At 44.5% G+C, this 18,669-nt stretch carries 17 protein-coding genes; 9 read left to right on the top strand and 8 right to left on the bottom strand.

The window, feature by feature from the left end; genetic code table 11:
* The first annotated feature begins 64 nt into the window (after positions 1-64).
* The 6 genes from PWYN_RS06650 to PWYN_RS06625 are packed head-to-tail and all read left to right on the top strand — an operon-like array spanning position 65 to position 7,827.
* Complete coding sequence (locus tag PWYN_RS06650; protein WP_036649710.1) at positions 65-1,033, top strand: ABC transporter permease; 969 nt, start codon at positions 65-67, stop codon at positions 1,031-1,033.
* A 2-nt stretch (positions 1,034-1,035) separates the two neighbouring features.
* The gene (locus PWYN_RS06645) at positions 1,036-1,995 is read left to right on the top strand and encodes a carbohydrate ABC transporter permease (RefSeq protein WP_084146628.1); all 960 of its coding nucleotides are present in this window, start codon (positions 1,036-1,038) and stop codon (positions 1,993-1,995) included.
* Entirely contained in the window at positions 1,995-3,533 is a 1,539-nt protein-coding gene (locus PWYN_RS06640) for a glycoside hydrolase family 43 protein (RefSeq protein WP_420805725.1), read from the top strand. The genes PWYN_RS06645 and PWYN_RS06640 overlap by 1 nt, the downstream gene beginning before the upstream one ends.
* 24 nt (positions 3,534-3,557) lie before the next feature.
* On the top strand, positions 3,558-4,580 hold the full coding sequence (locus PWYN_RS06635; RefSeq protein WP_036649707.1) for an endo-1,4-beta-xylanase: 1,023 nt from the start codon (positions 3,558-3,560) through the stop codon (positions 4,578-4,580).
* On the top strand, positions 4,573-6,657 hold the full coding sequence (locus PWYN_RS06630; RefSeq protein ID WP_240479697.1) for an alpha-glucuronidase family glycosyl hydrolase: 2,085 nt from the start codon (positions 4,573-4,575) through the stop codon (positions 6,655-6,657). The genes PWYN_RS06635 and PWYN_RS06630 overlap by 8 nt, the downstream gene beginning before the upstream one ends.
* A gap of 30 nt (positions 6,658-6,687) precedes the next feature.
* The gene (locus tag PWYN_RS06625; RefSeq protein WP_036649705.1) at positions 6,688-7,827 is read left to right on the top strand and encodes a family 8 glycosyl hydrolase; all 1,140 of its coding nucleotides are present in this window, start codon (positions 6,688-6,690) and stop codon (positions 7,825-7,827) included.
* A gap of 58 nt (positions 7,828-7,885) precedes the next feature.
* Here the strand turns inward: PWYN_RS06625 and PWYN_RS06620 are convergent, their stop codons facing one another.
* Positions 7,886-8,395, bottom strand: coding sequence for a GNAT family N-acetyltransferase (locus PWYN_RS06620; RefSeq protein ID WP_036649702.1), 510 nt, complete (start codon positions 8,393-8,395; stop codon positions 7,886-7,888).
* A gap of 104 nt (positions 8,396-8,499) precedes the next feature.
* Between PWYN_RS06620 and PWYN_RS06615 the strand changes: the two genes are divergently transcribed.
* Positions 8,500-9,192, top strand: a complete 693-nt coding sequence (locus PWYN_RS06615; protein ID WP_036649700.1) for a copper homeostasis protein CutC — start codon at positions 8,500-8,502, stop codon at positions 9,190-9,192.
* 630 nt (positions 9,193-9,822) lie between these two features.
* Here PWYN_RS06615 and PWYN_RS06610 read toward each other — a convergent pair.
* Complete coding sequence (locus tag PWYN_RS06610; protein WP_036649697.1) at positions 9,823-11,283, bottom strand: cellulase family glycosylhydrolase; 1,461 nt, start codon at positions 11,281-11,283, stop codon at positions 9,823-9,825.
* A 264-nt stretch (positions 11,284-11,547) separates the two neighbouring features.
* On the opposite strand from PWYN_RS06610, the gene PWYN_RS06605 reads away from it, so the two are divergent.
* On the top strand, positions 11,548-12,342 hold the full coding sequence (locus PWYN_RS06605) for an AraC family transcriptional regulator (RefSeq protein WP_036649695.1): 795 nt from the start codon (positions 11,548-11,550) through the stop codon (positions 12,340-12,342).
* A gap of 7 nt (positions 12,343-12,349) precedes the next feature.
* On the opposite strand, the gene PWYN_RS06600 is transcribed toward PWYN_RS06605, so the two are convergent.
* Positions 12,350-12,856 (bottom strand): hypothetical protein, encoded by a 507-nt coding sequence (locus PWYN_RS06600; RefSeq protein ID WP_036649693.1) that lies wholly within the window; start codon positions 12,854-12,856, stop codon positions 12,350-12,352.
* Between the two features lie 194 nt (positions 12,857-13,050).
* Here PWYN_RS06600 and PWYN_RS06595 point away from each other — a divergent pair, with 194 nt between their 5' ends.
* Entirely contained in the window at positions 13,051-13,896 is an 846-nt protein-coding gene (locus PWYN_RS06595; protein ID WP_240479696.1) for a L,D-transpeptidase family protein, read from the top strand.
* Between the two features lie 102 nt (positions 13,897-13,998).
* Here PWYN_RS06595 and PWYN_RS30425 read toward each other — a convergent pair whose 3' ends face one another.
* From PWYN_RS30425 to PWYN_RS06570, 5 genes are all read right to left on the bottom strand, one after another.
* Positions 13,999-14,553 (bottom strand): hypothetical protein, encoded by a 555-nt coding sequence (locus tag PWYN_RS30425; RefSeq protein ID WP_205622738.1) that lies wholly within the window; start codon positions 14,551-14,553, stop codon positions 13,999-14,001.
* Positions 14,554-14,618: 65 nt separating this feature from the next.
* Entirely contained in the window at positions 14,619-15,140 is a 522-nt protein-coding gene (locus PWYN_RS06585; RefSeq protein ID WP_036649689.1) for a GNAT family N-acetyltransferase, read from the bottom strand.
* Between the two features lie 413 nt (positions 15,141-15,553).
* The gene (locus tag PWYN_RS06580; protein WP_036649686.1) at positions 15,554-17,782 is read right to left on the bottom strand and encodes a carboxypeptidase-like regulatory domain-containing protein; all 2,229 of its coding nucleotides are present in this window, start codon (positions 17,780-17,782) and stop codon (positions 15,554-15,556) included.
* A complete protein-coding gene (locus PWYN_RS06575; protein ID WP_036649684.1) occupies positions 17,772-18,110 on the bottom strand; it encodes a hypothetical protein in 339 nt (112 codons plus the stop codon). Before PWYN_RS06575 ends, PWYN_RS06580 begins: the two co-directional genes overlap by 11 nt.
* Positions 18,107-18,607, bottom strand: a complete 501-nt coding sequence (locus tag PWYN_RS06570) for a sigma-70 family RNA polymerase sigma factor (protein ID WP_276203420.1) — start codon at positions 18,605-18,607, stop codon at positions 18,107-18,109. The genes PWYN_RS06575 and PWYN_RS06570 overlap by 4 nt, the downstream gene beginning before the upstream one ends.
* Between the last annotated feature and the right edge of the window lie 62 nt (positions 18,608-18,669).

Raw genomic sequence — 18,669 nt, 5'->3', positions numbered from 1 at the left:
AAGGTGGAGGGCAGTGCCTTCCACCTTCTGAAATATAAGCATTTGGTGGGGAGATCAACTATATATGGATGAGACCTTAGCGAGAAAAAAAGTCGTCCGGCATCCTAAAAAACCAAAGAAGCAACCGATCACTTGGTCGATTATAAAAAGCCAAAACCAATTGATATGGATGTCTGTGCCGTTATTGTTCTATATTATTCTTTTTGCATACGTTCCTGTATGGGGATGGACTATGGCCTTTCAGAATTACAGACCGGGGCGCCCTTTTAGTGAACAAAAGTGGGTGGGCTTCGATCAATTTAAGTTTCTTCTTACCGATGATAACTTCCTAAGAGTATTTCGGAATACACTTGCTATGGGTTTGATTAATATGATCCTCGGCTTTGTGACTGCAATCGTACTGGCATTATTATTGAATGAAATTCGGAAGGTATTCTGGAAGAGAACCGTACAGACCATTTCCTATTTGCCTCACTTTCTTTCATGGATCATAGTTACCGGGATTGTGGCGACTTCGTTGTCAATCAATGACGGTATTATCAACATTGTGCTAATGAAGCTGCATCTTATTCGTGAACCGATTCTATGGCTCAGTGAAGGGAAATATTTCTGGGGAATTGTCGGGGCTTCACATGTCTGGAAAGAAGTTGGATGGAACACGATCATTTATTTGGCTGCTATTGCCTCTATCGATCCTGCTTTATATGAAGCTGCTGAAATTGACGGAGCGAATCGTTATAAGAAAATGGCGTTTGTTACCTTACCAGGCATTAAAGCAACAATAGTGATTTTATTAATAATGTCCGTAGGACATGTACTAGAAGCTGGATTTGAAGTGCAGTATTTGCTGGGCAACGGTCTCGTTGTCGATTGGTCGGAAACCATTGATATTTTCGTATTGAAATACGGGATCGCCCAAGGAAATTATTCATTAGCCACTGCAGGTGGTATTTTCAAAACGGTCGTTAGTATAACTTTGCTGCTGTTGGCGAACTGGACTGCTAAACGGCTTGGGGAAGAGAGGCTGTTATAGACATGGGAAATCAACAGATTAGTCCTCAGAAAACTGCAGGCATTGCAATGAAGAAACGAATAGGATCAAATGGTATCGAGCCTGTTCTGTTTAATACATTTAACACTATTTTCATGATCATTCTGGTAACGGTGACGTTATATCCATTCCTTAATACAATTGCTGTCTCGTTAAATGCGGGGAACGATACGATTCGCGGCGGGATTTACTTGTGGCCACGGCAATGGACGACGCAGAATTATAAGGCGGTTTTTGCTTCAGGAACGATTTATAATGCGTTTTGGATTTCGGTAGCGCGGACAGTTATCTCTACGCTGTTAAACATTTTTCTCACCACCATGCTTGCCTACACCTTAAGTCGAAAGGAATACGTGTTTCGCAAGTCGATCACGGTTATATTTGTGCTCACGATGTATTTCAGTGCAGGCTTAATCCCGGGATATTTCCTGATTAAACAGTTGCATTTGCTCAATACCTTTTGGGTATATGTTATACCGTCTATGATTAGTGCCTTTAACATGATTGTAATAAGAACATATATTGGGACGCTCCCTGAAAGCCTCATAGAATCAGCAAAAATTGATGGCGCAGGAGACTTTAAAATTTTCATGAGAATTATTTTCCCTTTATGTAAGCCGGTGCTGGCAACGATTGCTCTTTTTGTCGCTGTCGGGGCATGGAATTCTTGGTTTGATGCCTTCCTGTATACGTCTTCAAGACAAGAGCTGAGTACTTTGCAGTATGAACTGATGAAGCTGCTCTCCTCGACCATGAATTCCAATAGTAACCCGAATGTTGCAGCAGGAATAGGGATGAAGGAGAATTCTGCACTGTCGATGGTGACTCCGATATCGATCCGCGCTGCGGTGACGATTGTAGCATCCGTACCCATTTTATGTGTCTATCCGTTCTTGCAGAAGTATTTTGTGGTGGGCTTAAATGTGGGGAGTGTTAAAGAGTAATGATGAATTCATCTTCAATTACTTATTCGAATCCGATTCTTCCTGGATTCTATCCCGACCCGAGTATCACGCGGGCTGGTGATGACTATTATTTGGTTTGCAGTTCCTTCGAGTATTTTCCGGGTGTACCTATATTTCATAGCCGCGACTTGGTTCACTGGACACCAATAGGTCATGTGCTGGACAGAATTAGTCAGTTGGATACACGGAGTAGTAACAGCTCCGATGGGATATATGCACCCACTATCCGCTATCATGAGGGAACCTTCTACATGATAACAACTGACGTACGGGGGATAGGGAACTTTTACGTAACCGCAACGGATCCGTCAGGCCCTTGGTCTGATCCGGTGGTGATTCCCTATGGAGGTATTGATCCTTCCCTCATGTTCGATGAGGACAGCAAAGTCTATGTCACCGCGCAGCAGGGAGCCGATTACGACTCCCATGTTATTCAATATGAGATTGATATTGCGACAGGAGAAGCTTTGACTGAGCCGGTTATCATTTGGAACGGTGACGGCGGACCTTGGACAGAAGGACCACACTTATACAAAATAAATGGGTTGTACTATATTATGAGCGCTTCTGGAGGGACTGCGAAGGAGCATCGTGAAATTATCGGCCGCAGTTCGCAGCCCTTTGGACCCTTTGAAAGATTGCCGCATCCTATTCTGACCCACAGTGAAATGGATAGTCCCATTCAGTTCTTAGGGCATGCTGACTTGATTGAAGACCGCTACGGAGATTGGTGGGCCGTGTTTCTGGGAGTTCGACTTATTGATTCATCCTACACTGTGCTTGGGAGAGAGACCTTTCTTGCCCCGGTAAGTTGGAACGAAGAAGGCTGGCCCCTGATTGATAACAACGAAGGGACGGTCAAGCTTGGAATGAGCGTACCGCGGCTTCCGGGATTCACACCAGAACCCACCCTTTACGGAAGAGATGACTTTGAGGCTGAAGTCTTGGCTTTTACATGGACATTTCTACGGAATCCGGCTCAAGGGAGCTGGTCTCTAAGTGAACGGCGGGGTTGGTTAACCCTTCGGGGACAAGCGGGGAATTTGAATGAAGCGGGTCAGGTTTCATTCGTAGGCAGAAGACAGCAGCATGTTCGGGCGGAATGGAGTACTTTGCTGGAATTTATAAACCCTGCACTTGGTGAAGAGGCTGGAATATGCGCCAGATTGGATGAGAATGCCCATTATGAAATTATTATGAGGCAACAAGAGGGTCAAAAAGTCATTTCAGCGGTATTGACAGTGGGAGGAAGAACGCAGGTCGTAGCTGAAGTTCCAACTACAGCAGAGCGCGTATATCTGAAGATTAAGGCCGAACTTACAGATTATTCATTGTTGTATTCCTTGGATGGTCAAGGGTGGGTCAAGTTGGCTGCCGGAGCGGCTTATTCCCTATCTCCTCAAGCTGTTGATGGAAATGGTTTCACGGGTGTTGTCATCGGGTTGTATGCAACAGGCAACGGAACGATTTCATCGGAGCCGGCCTGCTTTGATTGGTTTGATTATCATATCTTGTAAGTTTCGTTAGGAGGTCCTTAATACATGAGAGATTTGAACAGTTACACAGAGCCTGCACTGAAATCCGTATTTGCTGAAGATTTTAAGATCGGTGCAGCCGTGAACCCATTGACCATACAGTCGCAGGAAGAGCTATTAGCCTATCACTTCAATAGTATTACAGCTGAGAATGAAATGAAGTTCGCTAGCCTGCATCCTGTGGAAATTGTTTACTCCTTTGGTGATGCAGATCGGCTAGTGGCTTTTGCCCGAAAGCATAACATGGCTATGCGCGGACATACACTGCTCTGGCACAATCAGACGAGTGATTGGCTGTTTGAGGACAGGAATGGCGGACCTGCAAGCAAAGAACTTTTGCTTGACCGACTTAAATCTCATATCCATACAGTGGTTGGACGTTATAAGGAGGATATTTATGCCTGGGATGTAGTGAACGAGGCTATTGCGGATGAGGGAGATCAGCTTCTCCGTCCGTCCAAGTGGATTGAGATAGCCGGAACCGATTTCATCGCTAAAGCGTTTGAGTACGCCCACGAAGCAGATCCGAAAGCCTTGCTGTTCTATAACGACTATAACGAATCCGACCCAAACAAAAGAGATAAAATTTACACGCTTGTGAAGTCGTTGCTTGAACAGGGAGTACCTATCCACGGCGTTGGCTTGCAGGCACATTGGAATTTATACGATCCAACTCTAGATGACATTCGTGCTGCTATCGAGAAATATGCTGCGTTAGGTCTGCAACTGCAGCTTACGGAGTTGGATGTATCTATGTTCCGGTTCGAGGATAAAAGAACAGATTTGACTGCGCCCGGTGCTGACCTTCTTCAATGGCAGGCAGAGCGGTACGAAGCTTTATTTCGACTGCTGAAGGAATACCGTAACGTGATCAGCTCGGTCACTTTCTGGGGAGCGGCTGACGATTATACGTGGTTGGATGATTTCCCTGTACGTGGTCGGAAAAATTGGCCCTTTCTGTTCGATGAGCAGCACCGGCCGAAGCCTGCCTTCGATCGGATCGCTAATCTAGGTAAATATGGTGAGTAAACAAGGGGCGGTTAAGGAATATGCGGATAGTCCTTTATATAAAGCTTGGCTGCAATATTCTCCTGTAGAAAACCAGATCATTCGGAATCAATACGGCAGACTTCTTAGCCGAATAGTTGTGGACGCAGAGTTGACAGGTGTTGTGGCAGCAGCGGTCGAGGAACTGCTGCGGGGTGCCCGTTCTATGTTGGATGTGGAACCCGCAATAATGACCGAAATTCCTAAGGGCTCCTATCTCCATATCCGCCTAATTGAGGATGCGGGGTATAGACGTAATGAAGGACAGCGCTGGAAGCTGGAACGAGATGCTTTTACTTTAAGGCAGGTTCAAACGCTTGAGGAGGATCGGCTACAATTGATCGGAGGCTCAGCAGCAGGAGTGTTGTACGGTGTTTTTGAGCTGTTACGCTTTATTTCTTTAGGGATAAGTCCCGAGGGTCTGGTGATAGAGGAATGTCCTTCCAACCGGCTTCGCATGATGAATCAATGGGATAACGCCGATGCTACAATAGAACGCGGTTATGCTGGGAACTCCATTTTTTATGAAAGTGGAAGAATCGTAAAGGATGTAAGTAGGGTCAGAGACTATGCCCGACTATTGTCCTCTGTAGGAATTAACGGAATATCCATTAATAATGTCAATGTTCACGATATTGAGACTTCATTTATAACAGACGAATTTTTGCCGGATGTTGCTCGTCTTGCTGACCTCTTCAGAGCCTATGGGATCACCCTATTTCTAAGTATTAATTTTGCGGCACCGATTACGATTGGTGGACTGGATACCGCCGATCCGTTGGATGATACGGTTCGGGCTTGGTGGGGAAACGCAGTGAGTCGGATATATGAGTATATTCCTGATTTCGGCGGTTTTCTGGTTAAGGCAGATTCGGAGCACCGTCCAGGACCTTATGCATATGGACGGGATCACGCCGATGGCGCGAATATGCTGGCAGAGGCATTGGAGACCTATGGTGGAATAGTGATATGGCGATGCTTCGTTTATGACTGCATGCAGGATTGGCGGGATCGTACCACGGACCGAGCACGGGCGGCTTATGAGCATTTCAAACCATTGGATGGCAGGTTCTGCGACAATGTTATTTTGCAGATTAAAAATGGACCCATGGATTTTCAGGTTCGTGAACCCGTTTCTCCGCTGTTTGGAGCCATGAAGGACACCAATCAAATCATTGAATATCAAATTACGCAGGAATATACCGGACAGCAGCGCCATCTTTGCTATTTAATCCCGCAGTGGAAACGGGTGCTTGATTTCGATACTCAGGCTACAGGTGCTGGCAGCGATGTGAAAAGGGTGGTGTCCGGCTCGCTATTTGGAATGAAATACAGCGGTATAGCAGCAGTATCGAATATCGGTGATGATGAGAATTGGACAGGACATCCCTTGGCGCAGGCTAACCTATACGGCTACGGACGTCTTACGTGGAATTCCGATTTAACCTCTGAAGAAATTGCGGAAGAGTGGACGCGGATGACTTTTGGAAATGACATAACAGTCGTGAGTACTGTCCTCCAAATGTTAATACAGTCTTGGCCAATATATGAAAATTACACGTCACCACTTGGTGTGGGCTGGATGGTAACCCCTCACTATCATTATGGCCCGGATGTAGACGGTTACGAATATTCACGGTGGGGCACTTATCATTTTGCAGACCGGAACGGTGTGGGGGTCGATCGTACAAAGGCGACGGGTACAGGCTACGCCGCTCAGTATTTTCCGCCCCATGCTGAAATGTATGAGTCATTGGAACGATGTCCGGATGAACTGCTTCTGTTCTTTCACCATGTTCCCTATGTCCATCGTCTGCAATCGGGAAAAACGGTCATTCAGCATATCTACGATACCCATTTTCTCGGAGTGGAACAGGCGGAACAATTACAACAGAACTGGGCGGCCCTTTCAGGTCTAGTCGACACGGCTCGTTACGAACAGGTTGCAGGCCGACTGGCTGAACAGGTTGAACATGCCCAATATTGGCGAGATGTTATCAATACGTACTTTTATCGCAAATCCGGTATTCCAGATGTAAATGGCAGAACGATCTATTAAAGGATCATTTATAAGAGAGGCTGGTAATACATGATAGATTACAAAGGCGCTTTTCATACCGGAGAATATCGGAATGTACTGGAGGAATACGGATACGATCCTCTGCTAATTCAGGAACGTTTGGCTGATACATGGCGGGTGCTGTTTGAAGGAGACGAAGATGCGCGGATCTTTCATAATCAAGGGGAAGATCTTGGCTATATGCTGGATACAGGCAACCTTGATGCAAGAAGTGAAGGCATGTCTTACGGCATGATGATGGCCGTTCAACTGGGTCATAAAGAGGTGTTCGACAGGCTATGGCGATGGACCAAACGTTATATGTATATGGAAACCGGTGAAAACTCGGGATACTTTGCCTGGTCCTGCAACCCGGATGGTTCGCGTCTGTCAGATGGACCGGCACCGGATGGGGAGGAGTTTTTTGCGATGGCCCTGTTGTTCGCTTCTCACCGATGGGGAGATGGCGAAGCCCCTTTAAATTACGGTACACAAGCTCGTGATCTACTCCGTACTTGTATTCATAAAGGGGAAGACGGAATTGGCCATCCGATGTGGAATCCGCAAAATAAGCTGATCAAATTCGTACCTAACTGTGAATATTCAGATCCATCCTATCACCTGCCTCATTTCTATGAGTTGTTCGCGCTTTGGGCCTATCCTGAGGATCGCCACTTCTGGAAGAAGGCTGCTGAAGCCAGCCGGGATTATTTGAGAAGTGCCTGCCATCCTGTAACGGGATTGTCACCGGAGTACGCTTATTATGACGGCACACCCAATAACGAGAGAGGCTATGGTCATTTCTATAGCGATTCTTATCGCGTAGCTGCGAATATTGGTTTGGATTGGGAGTGGTTTCGTGAAGACCATTGGGCATGTGAGGAAGCCAACCGGATTCAAGCCTTTTTTGCAGACAAACAGCCCGAAGATTACAGAAGATATGCGATAAACGGAGAGGCTTTTGAAGAGAAAGCTCTACATCCTGTGGGGCTATTATCTACGAATGCGATGGCTTCTCTGGCGGCAACGGGAGATAATGCCCGGGCAAGCGTAGAATTATTCTGGAATACACCTCTTCGGACAGGGCCTAGAAGGTATTACGATAACTGCCTCTATTTATTTACGCTGCTGGCGTTGAGCGGTAATTATAGAATTTGGACCCCTGAATAAGGGGGAGTTGAGGAAAAAGGGAGCCAGTGGGAGCCAATGGGCTCCCTTTTTTTGACGTTCACAGCTTCTTATAATATATAACAGTCGCATGAAGTTCACCGTTCGCAGACCGTACATAGTATGGAATTCGGCCACCTTCAATATATCCCCGGGATTGATATAGAATATTGGAAGGATCGCCTTCCCGGGTATCGAGCACAATAAGTTCTCTTGCTTCAGAAACCGCAGCAGCCTCGGCTGTGCTCAACAGCAGACCGGCAATTCCCTTTCTGCGGTGTTCAGGATGTACCATTAACTTTGCCATTTCAGCACGGTGCCTGGCGTTAGCTTTGGAGGCCAACTGCAGTTGTATAGTACCTACGATTATATCTTTCTCTTTGGCTATCCAGAGCATAGTTCCGGGTTGGATTACGTTCTGCCAATACAGATGAGCCTCTTCGTGTTTCACCGGTGGCAAGAAACCGATGGATGCCCCGTCCTCAACCACACTAATCAGTAAACGGCTTAAGCTCAGTTCCAGTTCCGTATCTAACGATTCTACTAAAGTCAGTCTAATATTAGTGTTCATCAAAGAATCTATCCTTTCGCTACCCATTTGTAGTACTTGTATTTATTATATAGATACGGGTTACGTTTACAATATGGGTACTAGATAAAGGGGGGAAAAGACGGATGTTACTAGAGATTATTGCTACAACTGTAAAAGATGCCGTTATGGCTGAGCGTGGAGGTGCCGATCGGATCGAGCTGATTACTGCGGTTCGAGAAGGCGGCTTAACTCCTAGTCTTGCACTTATTGAGAGAGTCCGAGAATCGGTAACCATTCCGGTAAGGGTCATGGTTCGTCCTCATGCACGGTCTTTCCGATATGACGAAGAGGATATTGAAGTGATGCGGCGGGATATCACTCATATAGGTTCGGTGGGAGGTCTTGGGATTGTTATAGGGATGCTACAGCATGACAGGACTGTAGACGAGGAGAATCTAAGGACTCTCTTGCATGCCGCAGACGGAATGGAGGTTACCTTCCATCGGGCCTTTGACGAGGTGCGAAACCAACCTGAGGCGCTGAAAGTATTGTCTCAATATCCAGAGATCACCGATATCCTTACCTCTGGAGGTGCTGCAACTGCACCGGAAGGCGCAGACCAATTAGCGAAGCTGAATAGCCTGGCCGCAGGACAATCTCTGGCGATTTTGGCGGGGGCAGGTCTCACAGAACACAATCTCGAAGCCTTTCTTCAGCAATCAGGTGTAAGGAGAGTGCATTTCGGTTCAGCTGTAAGAGTAAATGGTGATCCGTTAATGCTTATAGATATGGAACGGCTGAAGGCCATCCGAGCTATTTTGAATTCAAGCAAGTAAATGTGAGCGGCTAAAAAGTGTCCCTAAGAAGTGTCCTACTAATAGGAATGGAGTCTTCATTGGCCTCCAAAAGATGCCTCATTTTTGTGAATAAGACTAATTAATTAGTTTGAGATGTTAGTTTAAGTGTACTTTGTACACTTATTTACCTTGAAATCCGCTTAGGATGAACTTTAATTGCACTTTCTGCAACTAAAAACTATCTTAAAGACCTATATGACCATATTGTAGATATATAACTGCAGAAAGTGCAACTAAACCGCTTTCTCGCTCAAACCACCCTATTTTAATTGTACAAAGTACATCTAAATGTTTGTGAACATAGCTTTATGCATGCACCAGAATAGGACGGCAGTAGACGTAAGAATTTTGGAGTTGGAAGAGTGGCAGCGACCGCCACGAGGGGTGTCCCATAAGCCATGAAATGGCTACTTAGGACACCCCTCGTTTTTGGAGTCGGATAGATGGTTGTGCTTATAAGGAAGCTCTGCGAACGGACCGTTGCTATAATCGCTGCCCAGTCCAGACTTTATTTATTCGCTTTGAAGTACAAAAGGCTATCTCATTCGTCAAAAATATCTGATTTTGAGACAGACAGCCCCTTTTTGATAAAATGATTGTTACTTAGCGTTACTGTACAACAACACTATCTACATAAATAGAAGTGGAACCGCTTGAATTGGTAGGTGATATGAACTGTATACCCACTTCTTTTACATCTCCTAAATTGGCAACGCCGGATAGATTCAAGGTTAATGTCGTTGCACTCGATGAATTGATTTGTACAGCTCCCGAGTCATACCAGGTATAATCTGAACCTGTTTTGATATAGAGTTTAGCTTGAAGTCCATTACCAATAGTTCCCCAGTTCGCGTGTTTTACCTTAGCCTTCAGTGATTGTTTGCCGCTGAAGTTATGAGCAGTTATGCGGTTTAATATGAATTGGCCACCGCCTAGTTTCACATCTGCTTTTAACGAGCTTGATCCACTAGTAGCCCAATCCGTTACAGACCATGGTCCACCCCCAACATTAGAACCCGTCCAACCTAGAGCACTACCTCCTTCAAAATCATAGAGAGTGGTACCCGTGCCTCCAGTATTAAAAATAGAAGCTTTCACCGAGGTAGCCTTTATTCCGTTGGTACCATTGAAAACTAAGTTGCCCCAGGATGTAAATGTCTGCCAATCACTACCGGATACTAAATCAAGCCATGCATTGGCAGTATCATTTCCCGTCCAGGACCAAGCTAAATACCCGATACCTTTGGACTGTGCTTGGTTCATAACCTCTTGAGCGTTTACTGTGCAAACCAGGTTGTTATTCCCGTTATTATAGTTGTAACCGAATTCACCAATCATTACAGCAAGCCCTAAATTTTTGATAGCCTGAAGTTCGGTGCCAATGCGGGAAGAATCGTTCCAAGAGCCGTACATATGAATGGAGAACATCGTGTTATGATCCGGATCATGAGTCAGAAGGGTATTTCCGTAAGTCTTGATTGGGGATGAGTTTTGTCCCCAGCCTGATGCGTCAACTACTAGCGTATTGTGTATTCCCCCGTTACGAAGGGTTGAAATAGCTGTTTTGTAAGCATCACGCCAAGCGGTATCCGAGAGGCTGCTGCCTCCCCATTCGTTCGCAATATTCACAAGGACGTACTTTTCATTACTGGTCATAATCGGTTTAATATCACTACGGGTGAAGTACTGTGCCATTTGGTTCAGAAGTACAGCATCATCTGAACCTGTACCATCATGAAGCTCGATCATCGCAACTAGGCCAAGTTCTTTACAACGATCGATGATTTGCTGTAAACGAGATGCGGTTCCACCCAACGTCCAGACAATTCGAACCGTGTTCGCCTTGTTATTGTTGATGGTTGGTAGTGCATTATAGGCTTGCGTATCGTACCAAGCATGAGCATTGTTAACTCCCCGCATGACAAAATCATTACCATTGGCATCCTTCAAAGTGGAACCGCTTACATAAAAACCATTAGCCGCTTCGGCTTTCGTTCCCCCTACAAAAGGTAAAATTAATGCGATCATTATCGTGAATACGAGTGCGAGCTTTGTGCTGCGTTTTAACATTTATCTTCCTCCTATGAAATTAATAATACCAAGTATAGAAAAGATCTTCATGAAAATAAATGTAGTGATGATGTGTAAATATGTCATCTTGTTATATTTTTCATTCCTTTGATTTTTTCAACTTTTCAATATAAGATATAAAAGGCGATACTAAATTTTAGCCTAATTAACTTATAATAACCTAACAATATTTGCAATCGCTTACAATTAGTTATCTTACATGACATGATCCGTTTTGTATGGCAGGAAGGAGGAGTATCATCTGTGAATTTAGACCTTCGTTTTATTAATCACGGTCAGGAAGCATGTTCTCCCAATCATCAATGTGGGCCAGATATCAACGAGCAATATAAGATTTACTACATACATCATGGGCAGGGCTCTCTCCATTCCTCAGGGAACAGCTATGCCTTAGGGCCGGGGCATGGATTTCTTATTTATCCACATCAAGAGGCAACTTATAAAGCTGACGAATCTATTCCCTGGACTTATTCCTGGATCGTATTCGAAGGTAATGATGCAGATGATTTATTAACCAGAGCATATTTAAGTAAAGAACATCCGATTTTTTTTGCACCCGTAAATTCCTGGTTCAATACGTTTGCTGCCCAATTTGACCAGACGCTTGCAAAAGAGAATAGTATGGAACTTGCCAGTTGCAGTATTCTTTACCGTTTTTTTAGTGAGTTACTAGAACTATCTACTTCCTCTGTTTCTACCTTCAAGCCCAAAGAAAGATATGTCCAGAAAGCGATCGAATTTATCCATGACAACTACCAGCACAAGATATTCATTGCTGAAATCGCACATATAGTGGGTATTGATAGAATGTATCTAACAAGCCTGTTCAAAGAAATACTTAACACCTCACCGCAGCATTATCTTCACCAGTTCCGAATGGATAAATCCATTGAGCTAATGCAAAATAGAGCACTCTCCATTTCAGAGATTGCCCATGCTGTAGGATATAAAGATCCTCTTTTCTTTTCGAAGATGTTCAAAAAACACTGGGGCATATGTCCAAGTGCATATCGCAATAAAAAAGTTAAAAAGGTATAACAACGGATCACTTCACCTGAATAGAGAAAAAGTAGTCCGCATGCCCTTGGTCCAGGAACCATTCACAGTGAATTCTATAGGTGTAAACACCCTTAGAAGCAGGAGCAGAGTAGCTGTTGAGGTCACCTTCAAAGCCCTCGGTGATATTGCTCATGTTAAATTCCTTAACTCTTGGGGGAGCGTGGTTTTCAATCTTTGACCCGGCTGCTACAACGGTTGATTTCATCATAGGGGGCGCGGAGGCTGCATCGACACTTACAGCATTAATACTACCCCCATTTCCGGATAATTGGCTCCAGCTGTAGGTTCCCCGGTAAACCCTTATGTCTTGCCCATCAATCAGGATGACCGGCAAAGGCGGCTTCTCTGAGACGACCCACTTAGAATATAACGAAGTTACAGGGATAGGTTCAGCTTCAGAACTGTTAGAATGACTTCCCCTCTGATACCCGGTGTAATAAGCACTGGTAATAAGAATAATTGCACTTAGAATGGTAATGATTTTTCTTTTCATGGTATCGCCCCCTGAATATCTAGACGTTGCTTCATGGAGGGAAGTTACACTTTAGGAAAAAAATGATTGTTTATTTGTTGTTCTGAAAATTGGTATCATAGGACACCCCTTGGCATCGATATATTAGTTGGAGACCCAAGAGATAGAGGAGGGATTTCCAACTGAGTTCTTATGTTCAGCGGATCATCAAGTTATTGCTCGTACTAGGTTTACTCTGCTGCGTTTTCTACACCGGAAAAGCAAGCGCTGCAGGCAATGATCTGATCATCATCAACAAGAAAGTGAATCAATTGGCGTTCTTTAGTGATGGAAAGCTGGTACGGACTTTTCCAGTTGCTACGGGCAGAACACACAGTCTAACTCCAGAAGGAAGCTTCAAAATCGTGGTAAAAATCAAGAACAGACCCTATTACAAAGAAAAAATTCCCGGAGGAGATCCGCGTAACCCGTTGGGTGATCGTTGGATGGGACTTGAGGTTAATGGAACTTATGGAACCACATATGCCATTCACGGGAACAGTAATGAAAATTCGATTGGGAAATATGTCAGCTCAGGATGCATACGTATGCATAACGAGGATATTCACTGGCTTTTTCCAAAAGTCGAAAAAAACACCAGGGTCGTAATTACCACAAGTAGTTCGGGGATGGAAAAGATCGCAGCCAAGCATGGATACACACTAGGGAGATCATTGTTTGCCGGAACGTTGATCTTCAACGATGTGTCCACGAAGTTAAATCAGCCTCTAGTTTTGGAGAATTCCCGGGTTTATCTGCCGCTGAGGGAACTCATTAAATTACTGGGTGGAGAGGTGAAATGGAATAATCAAGAGGAGATTCTAACCCTTACAAGGGGTGGAAGGACGATTAGCTATAAGCCGTTGACGAATAAGGCTACTGTGAATGGAAAAGAAATCGCCATTTTGCCATCCCTTAATCAAAATAACAGTGTAATGATTCCGTTGAAAAACATTCCCGAAATGTTCGGACTTCAGGTGAAGTGGAATTCGGAGCTCAAGACGGTGAGTATTTCGGAATAATATACGAGGAAATCCATTCACAAGAATAAAGGGTTGGGCGGGTAATCATCCACCCAACCCTTTTATGTCATGGAAACTTAAGCTCCAACAGACGATTTGCTCTTATTGGAAGTTTCTATTTTGGTTTGAGGATGAATTAATGGAGGATGGATTTGAACCTTGGCTCATTGGTGAGTTCATTCCCATGCCTGAGCCCATACCGGAACTGGAAGTCATACCGGAACTAAAGTTTGATCCCATACCTGAACCGATGTTTGAACTCATACCTGAACCGATGTTAGAACCCATGCCGGAACCAACCGAACTGCCACCATAGTTTGAAGAATACTGTGAGGAAACCGGTGATTGATTAAAGGATGGATTAAAGCCGGTAGCAGAAGTGCTGTAGTTGCCTGCTTGCGAGCTTTGTTCCAGCTGTCTGCAAATTTGGGATACTTGTTGAAGTTGTTGCAGAGCTGTTTGGTGTCCATGAAGCGCAGATTGAATCATTTGAACAGCTTTATGCTCACGTTGCGCCAGTTCTTCTAAACGGATTGCATTTTGTTGTTCTTGTTGCAGCATTTGTTGGTACATTTGATTAGACTGTTGTGTTTGGCTAACAAGTTGTTGAACGATTTGTTCACACTGATTAATTTGATTGCTCAGGTTTGAATTCAAGATAGTTATCCTCCTTGGAATGGTCATTTAGTGAGACTAGATTATTATCCCTTAGGGAGGTTGTATTATTCATGGTGAGAGTCGGATACCTTATACACATGGCGATATACCGTTTCTTTAAAAAGAGAGAACGCTTCCTCGGGGAGTGGTTGAGCATAGCTCATAATCTTTAAAGGCAATTCCGATTGCCCTTCTCTAAGCGGTGGCTGCCTATATTCAAAAGGATTTAGAAAGAAGCCCAGTCTTTCATAGAAACCGACTCTTCGGCGTGACCATTCGTTGAGTGGAGGCTCTACTTCCAGCAGAACGGGAGTTATTGATTCAGAAATATAATCCCGCATCATCCTATCTCCCAACCCTTGTCCTCTTACAGCAGGATGAACTGCAATATGCTCTACAAAACGGAATACCGGAAATTCCCATGCAGCAATAAAAGCGGTAACCCGGCCTTGGTTGTCATAGTCTGTGATCAAGCGGTACCTCGAATCCGCAAGCAGTGCCTTTTGACCATCTAGGGTACGGAATTCGGAATCAGGGAATGACGCTTCCATGATCGCGTAGATTTCATTCAAGGGATGACTATGCATTTGAAGTTTCTCCTTCCTGTGCAGTATTCTGTAGATCAAGCTCTGCAGAATGTTGTATGATGTACAACAATAATCGTCCAAACTATTGTATAACTTCCGATTGTTGTATTAAATGCAGCATTTCAGCAGTGGACGGCTCAAAAATAGCGGAATTCTTGCATTTTATACAGGATTTGCACCCGAAGCAAGAGTTTCTTGTGAAATTGATGTATTTACTACAGGATTCTCAGCGATAGGAGTTTTAGTGTTAATATGCATTCAACAGAAATGTATCCCATCGAATCACTTTATAGACAATTAAGAACTGTATCAGATGATATTTGAGTGGAGGAACGTCTCTCTTCTAAAAAAAAGCTCCAGTCTAAGATCAAATGATCTAGTCTGGAGCTTTTGCAAATCTTCGGCTTGCAACATCATCTAACCTCGAGAAGAGCACCCATAAATTTCTTCAATGCAGATGCATCTGTTTGATCCATCCATTGCTTCAAAAGCTCCGACTTGCCGAGCATATACCAATCAAGTTTTTCCTTCAACTGCTTGTCGAAGACCTCTGGGTGTTGTGCTCTTTGAACGGTAAGTTGACTAAGGAGCGAGGTCCATCGATTGCCATTAGGTTCGCCGCTGTGATCAGGGTAGCGGGCAGCAATCTCCGAAACAGAGGAAAGGGCTTCACCTGCATATAACTCCAACGCCAGATAACCTCCGATAAATCGATGATTGTTATCCTCCTCCAGAGAAATTGCCAACTCCTTTCGGGCTCTATCTACCTCTCCCTGATGCCAAAGAGCAAGGGCGTTGATGGCTCTCATGTAAGAATTAGGCTTCTGATCGGCTACACTCAGGTACAAGGAATAATATTCGTTATACTGTTTCCAGTCTGCCTGCTCATAGAAATATTGTGTCAAGGTTGAAGCATAGCCCTCTGAGGGATACATCTGTAAAAGTTTTTTAATCAATGGGATGGTAGAATCAACCTTCGGTTTACTCTCCATAAAAGTATCCTTTGCCCGCAACAGGTGAACTAACATATGAAGGGCATGCAGATCCTGAGGATTAGCAGCGTAATCCTGTTGGTAAGCAACTATCGCCTGATCGGGCTTCTTATCCAGCAAAATTCGATCAGCATTACTGAGTGTTCGTTCCTTTAAATAGAAAAAGGGGAGATTCCCGACTCGGTTCTCATCTAACCTGTAGCCATTGCTACGTGTGATCAATTTTCCACTCGTATCAAAAGCCTCAATACTCCATGAGTAACGGTTATCTGGATTCGTGAATCCGAGAAGAGAATTCGGCTTAATCGATTGCCAATCGCCTTGGCTGCCAAAAGAAAATCCCCCGCTAGTGTAATACAACTCATTTATCGGGATGGTAACGTGATTATCTGTTACATGTCCTTTGATTTGATTAGTGTACGAGCTGTTTTCGGACCAAACACTGCCATTAAGATTATAGTAAGCGGCTCCGGTTACAGCTTCCCAGCTAAAATTAATATTCTTATCGGTAATAATTTGCTGATTAACGGGCGAATGAAGCTCAAGCAGGGGCTGCAGGGTAACATTTGCTAGCTTGTTCTCCCCTTGTTTGATTTCAATCCAGTCCCCAAACTGTATAGGCCAGGTCCAACCGTCAATTTGATTAAAGTGGAGCCCCAATTCGAGTTGATAGTAACCTGGAATCACCCCGTGAAATTGAAAATGACCTTCTGAATCGGTAAGAATTCGGTACGGTTCACTATCTGTCACGCTGTGATTGACATGGCTCTCATCCCGTAGAAAAATACCTGCGAAAGGGATGGGGGTTCCATCACTTCGTGCTAAAGTCCCCGAAAGGTTAGCAGAGTCTGTATGAGCTATATTCATTGCGGATTCGATCTCCGCTTGAAGGTCTACTAGCTGTCTTTCCGTATCCGTAACAAGCTTTAAGCTGTCCTTGTTATTCCGGTAAGTCTTCAAGCTGCTCTTCACTAATAAATGGGCCTGTTTAAAATTACCTTTTGTAAATAATAGCCGAGCTTTAAGCCAGTTCATTCTTCCGTCCAGCTCAGTTTCATGCACATATGAAGGGGACGTTGACTTTTCTAGGATTGTTTCCGCTGCTGCCACGTCCCCCCGGTCCAAAGCCCTTTCTCCCCGTAGGAGTGCTAATTCTCTTGCTGTTGAGGTGTTGCTGCTTATTCTGGATTCCGCAGTTATCAGTGCCTGTTCAGCATCATCTTCCCGGCTGAGTGAGTCATATTCATACACTAATTGTTTAGATGCTCGTATGTAATAATCATCGACTGGTCCCTCGCGAATGTATTCATCCAAGAAAGTAATTCTGTCCGCCGGTAAAAGATTAATTGAATTGACCTCGTCTACACTCCAATGACTCGATGTAGGTCCAATATATACATCGAATAGGTAGGAACTATGCCTGCTGCCGGTATCTATGATTTTTTTACGAATCAGCTCCAAATGGGGGTTGCCAGTCGATGAATTCAACTGTTGCAGCAGCTGTATACGGGCATTTTCTGGTGAGGATTCTGTAGGAGTAGATTGACCCAGTTTAGCTAGAGAAGGCACCGAATTAAGAATGACAATCAGTAGAATGGCAGGGCCCAACACCCATAGAACTAGATGCTTGATTTTGATCTTAATTGTCATGCTGCTTCACCACCTGCTTATAGACATCCTTCCAGTAAATGTTGCCACCGGCTTCAATTAATTCACGGGTTTCTGGTTGTTGTGTAACCGATAGCTGGGGTTCTTCAATTTGTGTGGAGTGGACTGCTACTATGGTTACTAGAATAATGGCACTCAAAGCAGCGATAGGCTTAAGCGGAAGCACAATTTCCTTGTTCCAGAACATCAGCAGGCGATTTCGAAGAGTAGGAGGGTGCGTCCGTCGGATAACCCGCTCGTGCCCGGTGAATCTGATCAGTTCTAATTTTTCGTCAAGCTGCTGTTTTATGGCTTTCCGTTCCGTATTCATTTGAATTGACCCTCCTTCTCCAATAGCTTTTTAAGTAGAATCCTTCCTCTGGCAAGTCGGGATTTTATTGTATTCTCAGGGATCTCCAACTGCTCTGATATTTCACGGATTGTCATCTCATGGAAATAATATAGAGCGAGACATTCGCGGTATATGTAATCGAGAGTTCTGACAGCCTCTACAAGTCTGACATTATGCCATTGCAGCATGAAAAGCTCTTCCGCACCGGACATGAGGTTTGATTCGGCCAAGTGAAGCTGCTCCGTTTCTGCCGAGGGGAATATATTTCGCCAGCTCCAGGTCCGTTGCCTCATCCGACAGCGATTCACAACAATACGGACCATCCAAGCTTTTAAATTTTCAGGCTCCTGCAGTTGTTCTATTTTGTTATAGGCCTGAATGAACGTATCCTGTACAGCTTCCTCTGCACTTTGTAGATCCTTGAGCAACAAGCAGGCTGTCCGAAGGAGCATATCCCCGTAATCATCCATGAGCAGGCGGAGAGCTGATTCATCTTTTGCTTTGATCCTCTCTATAATATCCAGGTGAAGCTCCCCTT

The organism is Paenibacillus wynnii (genome assembly GCF_000757885.1).
Lineage (GTDB): Bacteria > Bacillota > Bacilli > Paenibacillales > Paenibacillaceae > Paenibacillus_AQ > Paenibacillus_AQ wynnii.
This window is presented reverse-complemented; position numbering and strand designations above follow the sequence as displayed.

What these genes read in the sequence shown, in the direction of transcription:
- PWYN_RS06620 (WP_036649702.1), bottom strand. Translation starts at nt 8,395, where the DNA reads ATGAACACTAATATTAGACTGACTTTAGTAGAATCGTTAGATACGGAA.
- PWYN_RS06625 (WP_036649705.1), top strand. Translation starts at nt 6,688, where the DNA reads ATGATAGATTACAAAGGCGCTTTTCATACCGGAGAATATCGGAATGTA.
- PWYN_RS06600 (WP_036649693.1), bottom strand. Translation starts at nt 12,856, where the DNA reads ATGAAAAGAAAAATCATTACCATTCTAAGTGCAATTATTCTTATTACC.
- PWYN_RS06650 (WP_036649710.1), top strand. Translation starts at nt 65, where the DNA reads ATGGATGAGACCTTAGCGAGAAAAAAAGTCGTCCGGCATCCTAAAAAA.
- PWYN_RS06580 (WP_036649686.1), bottom strand. Translation starts at nt 17,782, where the DNA reads ATGACAATTAAGATCAAAATCAAGCATCTAGTTCTATGGGTGTTGGGC.
- PWYN_RS06645 (WP_084146628.1), top strand. Translation starts at nt 1,036, where the DNA reads ATGGGAAATCAACAGATTAGTCCTCAGAAAACTGCAGGCATTGCAATG.
- PWYN_RS06615 (WP_036649700.1), top strand. Translation starts at nt 8,500, where the DNA reads ATGTTACTAGAGATTATTGCTACAACTGTAAAAGATGCCGTTATGGCT.
- PWYN_RS06610 (WP_036649697.1), bottom strand. Translation starts at nt 11,283, where the DNA reads ATGTTAAAACGCAGCACAAAGCTCGCACTCGTATTCACGATAATGATC.
- PWYN_RS06575 (WP_036649684.1), bottom strand. Translation starts at nt 18,110, where the DNA reads ATGAATACGGAACGGAAAGCCATAAAACAGCAGCTTGACGAAAAATTA.
- PWYN_RS06635 (WP_036649707.1), top strand. Translation starts at nt 3,558, where the DNA reads ATGAGAGATTTGAACAGTTACACAGAGCCTGCACTGAAATCCGTATTT.
- PWYN_RS06640 (WP_420805725.1), top strand. Translation starts at nt 1,995, where the DNA reads ATGATGAATTCATCTTCAATTACTTATTCGAATCCGATTCTTCCTGGA.
- PWYN_RS06585 (WP_036649689.1), bottom strand. Translation starts at nt 15,140, where the DNA reads ATGCATAGTCATCCCTTGAATGAAATCTACGCGATCATGGAAGCGTCA.